Here is a 12,158-nt window from a genome sequence, read left to right on the forward strand (position 1 = left end):
TGTAATACCCAATGCCCCATGCCCCATGCCCCATGCCCATTTTTACCTTTTTTCTAGCAACCAATAAGTCATCATATCCCCCTTACCTTTAATCGGAATCATCCCTCGCTTCTCAAACAAATACTGATCTTTCAAAAGCTCATAAGTAACATCAGTAACTTGAATTCTGCCAGCAAAACCCGTACCCTCCATCCTCGACGCCACATTCACCGTATCTCCCCACAAATCATAGGTAAACTTGCTAACACCAATCACTCCCGCCACCACCGGCCCGGAATTGATGCCGATGCGAATTGCTAGTTTTTCTCCTGTCTCGGCCGACAACTTGGCTATTTTTGCCTGCATTCCCAGGGCCATTTGGGCGATCGCCTCAGCATGATTATTTCTCGGTGTAGGTAATCCCCCGACTACCATGTAAGCATCACCAATAGTCTTGATTTTCTCCACACCGTACAGTTCAGCTAACTGGTCGAAGTGAGAAAAAATCACGTTCAAGCGCTTTACCAACTCCGTGGGAGACATTCTCGCAGACAACTCAGTAAAGCCAACAATATCAGCAAATAACACACTGACTTCTGCAAAACTGTCAGCAATTGTACTTTCCTCCGCCTTCAAGCGTTCTGCTATTGCTTGGGGCAAAATATTTAACAGTAACTTCTCGCTTTTTTCCTGTTGAGTTTTGAGCGCTTCTTGCGCTAATTTTCGCTCTGTAATGTCAGAAACAGTACCCTCATAGTAAATTAACGCACCTTTTGAATCGCGAACTGCCCGGACATTTTCTGACACCCAAATCCGCCGTCCGTCTTGGCAGCATACCATAGATTCAAACCCCGAAACGGCATTTTTTGCATCCATAGCAGCCACGAATTCGAGGCGGCGTTCCGCGTCAACGTACAGTTGTTCAGAAATATTTTTAATGGCGGATATCAGTGCTTCTGGCGAGTCGTAACCGTACATTTTTGCCAAAGCTGGATTAGCGCTGAGAAATCCTCCTGAAGGCGTGCTTTGGAAAATTCCTTCCATCGCATTTTCTACAATGCTGTGATATCTTTCTTCAGCAATCCGCAGCAATTCTTCTGCTTGTTTGCGCTTAACCAAAGAACCTAATTGAGTGCCGACTGCATTAAAAACGTCTATAAATCGCGCGTCTGTCCGACAGGGAGAAATTTTAAAGAAAACTAGCACTGCCAATACTTCATCGCCTACCAAAATCGGCACGCCAAAACCTGCTTTAAATCCTATATCTAGTGCTATTTTACTTCTGATAAAAAGTGGGTATCCCTGGGAAATATCTTCTACCCATTCCGGTTGCTTGGATGCCCAAACTCGTCCCGGTAGCCCAATATTCATGGGAAATGTCAGTTGTTCGCTTTGAGTGCGGAACGATTCCATGTTCGCGCTGCTGGCATACCAGCCCCGGGCAGATTGCAAGGCAGTTCCTTTTGAATTGGGAATCCAAGCTTCTCCTAAATCCCATCCGATTGTTTCGCCGACTTGGTGCAGAATTACTTCCAAAGCTGAGTTAAAATCTACAGATTCGCCGATCGCCCGCGTAGTGTCCAGCAAAAACCTGATTGATTCTTGTGCCCGCTGCCGTTCCACGATTTCTTCCTGCAATCTCGAATTGCGATCGTGCAGTTCCCTAGCTTGCTGTTCCAGTTTCGATTGCAGCAAACGCAAAGAAAGTTGGCTTTCCACGCGGGCCAAAACTTCTTCTACTTGAAACGGCTTAGTAATATAATCTACTCCTCCTACTTGAAAAGCCTTAACTTTTTCCATCACATCATCTAGCGCACTAATAAAAATCACCGGAATATCTTTAGTCTTTTCAATTTTTTTTAAATTTTCACAAACTTCATAGCCGTTCATTTGCGGCATATTAATATCTAGTAAAATTAAATCTGGAGGAGACATTTTTGCTGCTTGCAGAGCCAGTTTTCCGTTAATAGCCTTCCTGACTTGATAGCCGTAGGCTTCTAGCATAGTCGATAGAAGTCGCAAGTTGTCCGGCATATCGTCAACGATCAGAATGTCTCTAGGAGTCGCTGGTAATGGCTCGTCGTTCATCATAATATAATTGAGTTAAATCTATAATGATATCTATCCGAAAATTATCGACTAAATCTGTTAAAGCATTAGCAAGATTTGCCTCATTTTCGGGAATTTGCGCGATCAGTTGCAGGATGCGGTTGTCATCAACGCAAAGTGCTGCTTGGTATAAATCGACCACCCAGTCTGCGGGCATTACACTCAAATCCTCGGTGGTCAAACTTTGAAGCAGTCTCGGTGCTGAATCAGAAATAGATGAGCTTTCTTCCTCATAAATATAACGCAGATTCAGGTGATGCGCTATCTTTTCAAATAGTACCTCTTCCCGAAACGGTTTACAGATCAAATCGTCACAACCAGCAGACAAAATTATTTGTCGCTGCTCGTCAAAAGCACTAGCAGTCAGGGCAATAATTATGATTTCTCTACCTTCGGGAGTTTGCTTGATCTGTTTTGTAGCTTCGTAGCCGTCCATAACTGGCATTAGCATATCCATCAAAATCAGGTGCGGCTTCCAAGTAGACTGCAAAGCAACTCCTTCTTTACCGTTAGTTGCTTCGCGGACTTCAAATCCCAGCGGTACGAGGAGCTTAAACAGCAGTTGGCGATTTTCCGCTACATCTTCAACTATTAATATCCTATAGGTTTGCTGTCCGGCTTCTAAAGCAATAACTTGTTGAACCGCCGATTTTTCTTGTTCGTCACTTTCTGTTACGACGTTAACGCGGATATTAAAAGTAAAAATTGTGCCTCGATCGAGTTGACTTTCAACAGCAATATTACCTCCCATAATCTTGACAAACCGTTGACTAATCGGCAATCCTAGCCCGGTTCCCTGCATTGATTTACGACCTGTTTCGGTTTGCACAAATGGCTGGAATAAGGTAATAACTTCAGATGGAGAAATGCCGGGACCAGTGTCGGCAATTTCAAAATGCAACTGGGCTTCTTCTTGTCCTGCGGCGTTATTTTCTACTTGGCTGCTAACGCACAAAGTAACGGTTCCCTGTTGAGTAAATTTAATTGCATTGCCGAGCAGGTTAATTAAAACTTGCCGCAATTTCGATTCGTCTGTTTCAATGTACTGTGGCAAATCACCGATATTTTCAAAGATGAGGCGCAACCCTTTTGAGTTGGCTTTTAGTTGCAGCATTTCTCTGAGACTGCTGAGAAGGTTGTAGAGATTGAAGCGGCTTTGATTGATAGTAATTTGACCGGCTTCTATTTTGGACATTGACAAAACATCATTGATCAGTTCCAGTAAATGTTCGCCGCTGCGGTTAATAATTGCTATGTATTCTTTTTGTTCTTGCGTGATGGAACTGTTGCGAGCCATGACTTGCGAAAAACCGAGAATGGCATTGAGAGGCGTGCGGAGTTCGTGGCTCATGGAAGCGAGAAATTGGCTTTTGGCGCGGTTGGCAACTTCGGCATTTTCTTTAGATTTCAGTAGTTCCATTGACTGTCTTTGAGTGTGGGCGAGCAATTCTGCTTGCTGCAATGCTACTCCTAGCTGAGTGCCGACATGAACTGCAACGTTTATTTCAGCTTCGCTCCACTGGCGGGGAGCTGAATTTTGATAGGATGCTAGAAGTCCCCAGAGTTTTTCGCCGCAGAAAATTGGCACGGTAATGTAGGCTCTGGATTGAAATCTTTCTAAGAGTTGGATGTAACAACTATTGAATCCTTGCTTGTAAATGTCTGGGACGCAAAGGTAAGTTTTCTCTCGGCTGTATGCCCCGCCAGCAGTGTTTTGCAAATAGGTATCGCATACTTTTTGGGAGGTGCTATCGAATCTTTTGACGAGGCAGTTTTCGTTTTCTAAGGCACTTTCTGTATAGTTAGAATCGAGCTGTTGTGCTTGCATGAAAGAAGCCCACTTGCTGTCAACGGATTCGGCTACAAATTCGCCGCTCCAGTCAGGATTGAAACGGTAAAGAGCGACTCGATCGCATTTCATGGTTTGACGCAATTCTCGGGTTGTAGTTTGAAAAATTTCTCGGAGATCTAATGTCTGGCGCATTCTTTCAATGATTCGGGCGATCGCTCTTTGTCGCAAAGCACTTTCTTGCAGTTCAGTTTGTGCTTGCTGGCGTTCGGTAATATCTACAGCCATTAAAGCGATGCCGATCGCTCTGTCTTTCTCGTCAATTAATTGAGTATTGTACCACTGGCAGATGATAATTCTGCCGTCTTTGGTCAGATTTTCGGAAATGGGGCTGGATTTCTCCCTCAAGCCACGATTGAAAATCTCAGCTCCTTGCTCGCGGTAGCTTTCAGGTACGATCAAATCGGCGGCGACTCTCCCTTTGGCTTCGGACTCGCTGTAGCCAAAAATAGCTTCCGCCGCCGGATTCCAAGTGATAATTTCTAAATTTAGGTTTAACTCGATCACTGCGATCGGCGTTTGCTGCAATAAAAATGAGATTCTTTGCTGCGATGCGAGCAGTTTTTCGACTGCTAATTTGCGGTCTGTGAAGTCATTAGCCGTGCCTAGAATTTGTTTGGGTTTACCGTCAGTGGTTCTGATAAATACTGTATCCCAACTGTGTATCCACCGCCATTCACCGTTTTTGTGTTTCATACGGTATTGACATTGAATAACATCGCCATCTTTGGCTTGCTCTACTTGTTGAACGCGCTCAAGAAAGTCTGGTAAATCTTCGGGATTGAGCAATGTTGGCATCATTGTTGTACCCATATCTAGTATTTCTTGAGGCGTGTAGCCCAGCATCGCAGCCATTTGTCGGTTGCAGTAAACATTTCGCTGTTCAATTAAATCGTAAACGTACAATAGGTTGGGATTGGAATCGGCGATCGCCTGAATGAAGTGCTGGCTTTCTCGGAGTGCAGATTCTGTTTGTTTGCGATCGCTAATATCTCGCGCTACCACAATCACTGAGTCTTGCGAAAGCACAGAAACTTTAGCGTCTAGCCAAACTTCGCGCTCTCCGTGTCTATAGCTATATTCAATATTGATGCTTTGCTTCGTTTTGAGAACTTGTTGGATGGTATTTAATACCAAATCTGCCGCAGGTTCCGGTAAGATTTCGTGGGCGGTTTTGCCGATCATTTCGGTGGGAAATTTTACCAAATTGACCGCTGCTGTCGGGGCGATTTTGATGCAGCGCCCTTCTGAATTTCTGACTAAAACTAGGTCAGTCATGGCGGTAAAAATCGCCCGCAATTCAGCTTCGGATTCTTGCAGAGCTTGTTCGGCGCGGACGCGGGTGCGAATTTCTGCTTGCAACTGTTTATTTTGCCGATCGAGCTGCCCGACTCGGTTTTTTTCTCGATCGATCAGTTGAGCTTGAGCGATCGCAATTCCGACTTGACTCGCCACAGCTTCTAACAAGTCAATTTCATCTTTTGTCCATTCCCGTTGGCGATCGCACTGGTGCAAACAAATAGCGCCGTTTGCCATCCCTTGGTAGGAAGTGCGAATTGCCAGCATCGATTTCAGCCCAACCACGCGGCAAATCGATTTAGCAGCTTGCAAAAGAGGCTCTGAGTAAACGTCGTCGGAGGCGATCGCCCTGTCTTGGATCATCATTTGTACGACGTGAGGATTGCCCCAAATTGGAACAATTGCGTTCCGCATTGATTCCCACTCCGGTTCGAGATACTCAGCCGCCAGAGGAAGATCGACTTGGGGGCTAGTAACGTAAGTATGAATCAAACAGCGATTGACGCGGAATGCCTGACCGATTTGAGTTGCAGCCGTTTGAAATATTTTTTCCGGCTGCAAGCTCGATCGAATTTCTTGAGTTATTTTTGCAATCAGCAACTCTCGCTGAACTTGCCGTTCTAAAGCAGATTTAGCTGAGGCCGATTCTATTTCTGCTTGCTTGCGATCGCTGATATCAAAAAGTACCCCATACCAAACAATATCGCCATTATCACGCATTTCTGGTCGAGAATTAGATTGCAGCCATTTTAGTTTTCCCGACGGCGTAACAATCCGCCATTCCAAAGCAAAAGGTTCTAAAGTTCGAGCGCTCTCGCCAATTTGTTTTTCCAGATATTGTCTGTCATCAGGATAATTTTGATCAAAACATACATTAGGATTTTTTAATATTTCTTCAATCTCAAATTCGTAAATATCCCGAGCCGCATAACTGATATATTCAACTTTGAAACTTCCATCCAAATTTTGAATAAATTGATAAATAACTCCCGGTATATTGACCGCCAATTTCTGCAACCGCCCTTGGCTTTCCCGGAGTGCTTTTTCTGTTCGCTTGCGAAATTCTACCTCTCGTTGCAGTTCGGCATTCTGCTGTTTTAATTGTTTCGAGAGCTGTTGTATTGTCAGTTGACTTTCAATCCGAACCAAAAATTCTTCTATTTGAAAAGGCTTAGAAATGTAGTCAACGCCGCCGACTTCAAAAGCTTTGACTTTCTGAAAAGTTTCATTAAAAACGCTCAAAAAAATCACCGGTATTTCGCGAGTGTTTTCGTTAGCTTTCAGTCTTTTGCAGACTTCGTATCCGTTCATTTTGGGCATGGCAATATCTAGCAAAATCAAGTCTGGAAGAACGGTAAATTTAGCATTTACCGCCATTTCTCCCGAAATCGTTCGCTGAACTTTATACCCCTGTTTTGTCAATATATTTGATAAAGACCGGAGATTATTCGGTTGATCGTCAATAATTAGAATCTGGATATTTTCTTTGTTGATCAGCATTTTTTATTCTGCCATTGTTGCATCTTCTACTGTTAGCAGCATCTGCGATATTTTAGTTAATCTAGCGATTCCATCCCAGACCAAATTATTCAAGAAACTTTTGTAATCCTCAGCAAAAAGAATATTTTTGCCAGATCCGCTAAGCTGCTACCAATACAAATTGCCTCTGAGGACTCCCGCAGGAGAAGAGAACAAGAGCAGAGAAATTGAGACTTGTTTCAAAACCTCTGTTAAAGATACTGTTTAAATTACTGGCAGCTTATTTGCCAATAATTTATGAAGTTTAACAATATTTTCGGGGCTGAGGGCGATTTTGATTTCAAGTTCTTGTTCCGCATCCCACAGCAGCATAATATTATCTTCTCCCCAGGCGATTTCGAGATTTTTAAATTCAAGTGTTTGATATTTAACTTTGGGAATTCCGATGCAAATTACTATGTCTGATTCCAATTGAGGATAAAAGTACAATTGCTGTTGCACGTTGTCTAGTTCCAGTTTCTGAACTATTGTGTTTCGTTCCACCGGACTATCAGGTTTGTACCAATAGAGAGTGTCGTCGCGAATTTCGGGATTGACTATGACAAATGTTTCGTCAAAACGCTGGGGGTGCCAGTGAATTTCGCTCAAGCCACCGCTTTGTGGAATCAGTCGCTCTACCCAGCTAATTTCTTTGCCGTTGAGGTTTCCCCACCACTGACTGATATGATCGAGGTTGATAGCATTTTCGGGCTCGTTGCTGCCGGACTGCCAGACTGTTGTTAGTTGCATATACAGGTTCTCCAGCGAATTTAAATTTGAGATTGCAGGCTTTCAATTGGAGATTCAATCGTTCTACAATCATCTTAATGGACTTACCAATTATCTACCACGAAGATTACGTTGCACCTCTGCCGCCCGGTCACCGCTTCCCGATGGCAAAGTTCGGGCTGCTTTACGAAATGCTACTCGCCGACGGGGTAGCAGATCGATCGCAATTTCACGCGCCGGAACAGTTTGGGACAGAATGGATTCAATTAGTCCACGATCGCGCCTACGTTCAAGCTTACTGCAACGGGACGCTGGATGCCAAAGCTCAGCGACGCATTGGCCTGCCTTGGAGTCCTGCCCTAGTCAACCGCACTTGTATCGCCTCCTCCGGGACGGTACTAACTGCCAAGCTTGCCTTAGAATGCGGTTTAGCTTGCAATACTGCCGGTGGAACTCATCACGCTTTCCCAAATTATGGGTCTGGTTTTTGTATTTTCAACGATTTGGCGATCGCCTGTCGCGTTTTGCAAAAAATGGGTTTAGTTCGCAAAGTCTTAATTGTCGATTTAGACGTGCACCAAGGAGATGGAACCGCTGTAATTTTCCAAGATGACAGCAGCGTTTTTACTTTTTCGATGCACTGCGAGGTAAATTTTCCCGGCACTAAACAAAAGAGTGATTTAGATGTAGCTTTGCCTGTCGGTATGGAAGACGACGAATATTTACAAACCTTGGCTAAATACTTACCAGATTTACTCTTGGATGTCAAGCCAGATTTAGTATTGTATGATGCCGGAGTAGACCCTCATCAGGCAGACAAACTGGGAAAATTAGCTTTAACTGATACGGGCTTATTTCGCCGGGAAATGCAAGTTTTATCTACTTGTTTGGCTGGTGGTTATCCCGTTGCCTGCGTGATTGGCGGTGGCTATGCCGATGACACGAAGGGGTTGGTTTACCGGCATTCGCTGCTGCACCGAGCCGCAAGTCAGGCTTATCGGCAGTATCGACTTTAAGCCCGAACACTAAACAAGTAAATACAGCTATATAATTAGCAAATGCTCGTGTTTAATTAACTCGCAAACTGTTGAAAGAAAATAAAATAAATGCTATCAGATGGCGACATACAAGATGTTAGCGCCAATTTAATTATAGTTTTATTTAAGAAAAAATGCTCAGTTTAACAATAGAAATCTCGCAAAAAAGCTGAAACCAGTGTCCTGCTTAAGCAAAAACATAGTTTCGGTTGATGTCTAATAGAGTGCTGGCGATCGCCAGCAACAGCAGCTATAGAGTCGCAACACCTACACCAGAGACTTGCCCGACACTGTTAAACTCGGCCGCTAGCTAGTTTTGGAACATCAAGGCGCGAGGATCGTTCATTTTTATTAGTTGGCGACGACTGCACGATCCGCCAATACGTAAGCTTGGACAATTGCACTCTCCACCACGGCGTAGAAGGGCATCAATTGGGCGATCGAATCAATGGCTGAGCAATGGTGGTAAAATTATCGGCAGCATCACTTTCGGAGATGACACGAACATTGGTGCCAACGCTGTCATCTTGTCAGCTCTACCTCCTGGCACAACAGCGGTTAGTATGTCTGCCAATATTCTTAAATTTACTAAGGCTCAGGAAAATAATGATTAAATCAACCTTTCAGAAAATCCTTCGCCACTTTGCCATGCGCTACGGCAAGTTCCGAGGCCTCTACGTCAAATTCTGCGAGCCGAGTTCCGAGGAGTACACCCAATTTCTCCGCCTTCACGGCAACCTTTACTCGATCGGCGAAAATTGCACAATTCTGCCAAGCACGGTGTTTACAGACCCCACCTACGTCCGCATCGGCAACAACGTTCACTTTTCCACCTGTACTTTGATCGGCCACGACGGCTCGATCGCCATGCTTAACCAGGCGTACAACGTCAAACTAGATGCTGTGGGCAAAATAGACATCCGTGACAACGTATTTATCGGCTACAACTCCCTCGTCCTCCGCAACGTCACCATCGGCCCCAATGCGATCGTCGCCGCCGGTGCCGTCGTCACCAAAGATGTCGCAGAAGGCGATATAGTTGCCGGTGTTCCCGCTAAACCCATCGGCCGCGTTGCAGACTTGGTGGAAAAATGGCAAGCTGAAACTCAAAGCCTACCGTGGGCAGATTTAATTAACAGTCGGGAGGGTGCCTACGACCCCGAAATGGAGCCCCAGCTTACAGAAATGCGATTGTCATACTTCTATAGAAATAAATAGACATATCCAACAATACTCAAACCCCTTATATAACAAGCTTTTTCCGAAGATTTTTTGGCGTTATTTGGGGTTTTTATTAAGAGTAAAGTAGGCTTTTCAAGACTAGAGGTGAAAAATAGTGGCAGCTTTTGTAAAATATGTAGGAGCCATCAAAAAAGTAGGCGATACCTCAAATAGCGATCGCTCTACCTTGCCAAATCAATACAACTTGAGCTAAAAAGTTGTTAAACCAACAACTGCACCTATGTCCAATGCCAGTCCGCCCAATCATCCCTATCCGCTACTTGTCGTCATTGTTAACTACCGAACCCCTGGTTTGACCATTGACTGCTTGCACTCTCTAGTTAGCGAAGTGCGATCGCTCCCCGGTATGCGGGTTGCAGTAGCAGACAACGCTTCAGGCGACAGTTCTAACGAACAAATACCAGCCGCCATAGACACCTTCGGCTGGAGCGAATGGGCATCCTTCGTGCCCCTAGAGCGCAACGGCGGCTTTGCCTTCGGCAACAACGCCCTGATCCGTCCCGCCCTGCAATCCACCAATCCCCCTCCATACTTCCTGCTGCTCAACCCAGACACCGTAGTTCGCCCCGGAGCCTTAAAAGCCCTGGTCGATTTTATGGAGACTCATCCCGACGCAGGTATCGCCGGCAGCCGCTTGGAAGACCCCGACGGAACGCCACAGGAGTCAGCTTTTCGGTTTCACAATCTCTTGACCGAACTAGATTTTGGTTGGCGGACGGGCTTTATATCCAAGTTATTGGCAAACTCGATCGCAGCGTCTCCTATTTCCCAAGAAATCTGTCAAACTGATTGGGTAGCTGGAGCCAGCATGATCGTCCGTCGCGAAGTATTTGAAAAGATTGGCTTGATGGATGAAGCTTATTTTATGTACTGCGAAGAAATGGACTTTTGTCTACAAGCAAACAAAGCTGGCTGGAGTTGCTGGTATGTACCTGAAAGTCGCGTGGTTCACCTAGTAGGTCAAAGCTCAGGTGTTACTGACACCAAAAAAGCCCCTAAGCGACTGCCACAGTATTGGTTTGATTCCCGGCGCAGGTACTTTCTCAAAAACTACGGCTTGGTTTACACAGCATTAACTGATGTCTCCTGGGCTTCGGGCTTTGCAGCCTGGAGGGTGCGCCGCGTACTTCAAGGTAAGCCAGACGGCGACCCACCAAAAATGCTCACCGATTTTGTAATGAATAGTGTATTTTTAAAGGGAGGTAAGATAGAAGATTCAAAAATTTTTTAAAGGGTATTTTTTAGTTGATAGTTGACAGTTGATAGTTGACAGCGATCTCTACTTGGAAGGAAGAGGATTGGAGTAATGAATAGTCTTCTTTTAATTTCTCCCTACAAGGGAGAGGCTTTAAGCCAATGCTTTCTGGTAAAAAAATTAAAACTAGAGAAACTAGGTTTATCCTGGCAAGCGAAAGATTGCTTAATTCACCCAGTATTAATATTTTAAATTGAAGAAACCGGGTTGAAAATCCCTGAAAAATAAGATAGACATCTGACGATCGGTGGCATCTAGTAATAACTTAAACCAGACAGAATGTTGAGTACAGCTTATGGTAACGGAGTCAAATTTAATAGCAAGTGAAAATCAAGTAGAAACCCCTGCACTGGGATTGTGGCAGCAGATTCAAGAAGACTGGATCGCTCACGGACGCGACTGGACAAAACCGGGATTTCGGGCCGTAGCAGTTCAAAGATTCGGTGTCTGGAGGATGCAGGTAGAACCAAAACTACTGCGAGCTCCGTTGAGCATTCTGTATCGATCGCTCTACCGAAAAATCCGCAACACCTACGGCATAGATTTGCCCTACACAGTCAAGCTCGGCCGCCGAGTCGTCATTGAACACGAAGGCTGTATCATCGTTCACGGACATTGCACTCTTGGTGACGACTGCATTATCCGCCAAGGCGTTACGCTGGGGAACCGCTACTTGGAAAAACCCCTAGAATCGCCTCAATTGGGCGATCGGGTGAACGTCGGCGCCGGAGCAAAAATTCTCGGCAAAGTCAACCTGGGAGACGACGTAAATATCGGTGCAAATGCTGTTGTTTTATCAGACGTTCCTGCGGGTCAAACTGCCGTTGGCATTCCGGCCAAAATTCTCAAATCCCGCCCTGTCGAAAACAATCCTTAAATTAGTATCAGAAAAAGTAGCCTGTCTCTTCTATTACTTCAATAAACTAGAGAGCTACCGCCTCTATAGTGATAGATACTTTTACGAAATCGTGGAATTCTATTGCAGTGATTGTTGCAAACAGAGTGCGCTACTGATTGTTTGTATACATCAACATCAACTCGGTTAACTAAATAGGGCTTGCTGAAAAAGGCTAAAACCTTTACGGCAAAAGACGTTGGCTCGTTTCAATCCTCAAAAAGTGCAAGCAATACAGCTAAAATA

The 12,158-nt window shown here is 44.8% G+C and carries 8 protein-coding genes; 5 read left to right on the forward strand and 3 right to left on the reverse strand.

Annotated features, from left to right (window positions below):
• Positions 1–42 precede the first annotated feature (42 nt).
• The 3 genes from K4039_RS21845 to K4039_RS21855 form a co-directional block, all read right to left on the reverse strand.
• Positions 43–2,070: an adenylate/guanylate cyclase domain-containing protein gene (locus tag K4039_RS21845; RefSeq protein WP_265238489.1), complete on the reverse strand. Its 2,028-nt coding sequence runs from the start codon at positions 2,068–2,070 to the stop codon at positions 43–45.
• Positions 2,036–6,736, reverse strand: coding sequence for a response regulator (locus tag K4039_RS21850; RefSeq protein WP_265238491.1), 4,701 nt, complete (start codon positions 6,734–6,736; stop codon positions 2,036–2,038). Before K4039_RS21850 ends, K4039_RS21845 begins: the two co-directional genes overlap by 35 nt.
• Before the next feature lie 243 nt (positions 6,737–6,979).
• On the reverse strand, positions 6,980–7,504 hold the full coding sequence (locus K4039_RS21855) for a hypothetical protein (protein ID WP_265238493.1): 525 nt from the start codon (positions 7,502–7,504) through the stop codon (positions 6,980–6,982).
• Between the two features lie 77 nt (positions 7,505–7,581).
• Here K4039_RS21855 and K4039_RS21860 point away from each other — a divergent pair, with 77 nt between their 5' ends.
• The 5 genes from K4039_RS21860 to K4039_RS21880 all read left to right on the forward strand — a co-directional run bounded on the left by K4039_RS21860 (position 7,582) and on the right by K4039_RS21880 (position 11,894).
• Positions 7,582–8,499, forward strand: a complete 918-nt coding sequence (locus K4039_RS21860) for a histone deacetylase (RefSeq protein WP_265238495.1) — start codon at positions 7,582–7,584, stop codon at positions 8,497–8,499.
• Positions 8,500–8,918: 419 nt separating this feature from the next.
• Positions 8,919–9,134 carry a hypothetical protein gene (locus K4039_RS21865; protein ID WP_265238496.1) on the forward strand — a complete coding sequence of 72 codons (216 nt, stop codon included), beginning with the start codon at positions 8,919–8,921 and terminating at the stop codon, positions 9,132–9,134.
• Entirely contained in the window at positions 9,127–9,738 is a 612-nt protein-coding gene (locus K4039_RS21870; protein ID WP_265238497.1) for a DapH/DapD/GlmU-related protein, read from the forward strand. The genes K4039_RS21865 and K4039_RS21870 overlap by 8 nt, the downstream gene beginning before the upstream one ends.
• 244 nt (positions 9,739–9,982) lie before the next feature.
• Positions 9,983–10,993, forward strand: a complete 1,011-nt coding sequence (locus K4039_RS21875; RefSeq protein WP_265238499.1) for a glycosyltransferase family 2 protein — start codon at positions 9,983–9,985, stop codon at positions 10,991–10,993.
• Positions 10,994–11,312: 319 nt separating this feature from the next.
• The gene (locus K4039_RS21880; protein ID WP_265238500.1) at positions 11,313–11,894 is read left to right on the forward strand and encodes a serine O-acetyltransferase; all 582 of its coding nucleotides are present in this window, start codon (positions 11,313–11,315) and stop codon (positions 11,892–11,894) included.
• Positions 11,895–12,158 lie beyond the last annotated feature (264 nt).

It is taken from the genome of Lyngbya sp. CCAP 1446/10 (genome assembly GCF_026130175.1).
Classification (GTDB): domain Bacteria; phylum Cyanobacteriota; class Cyanobacteriia; order Cyanobacteriales; family Microcoleaceae; genus Microcoleus.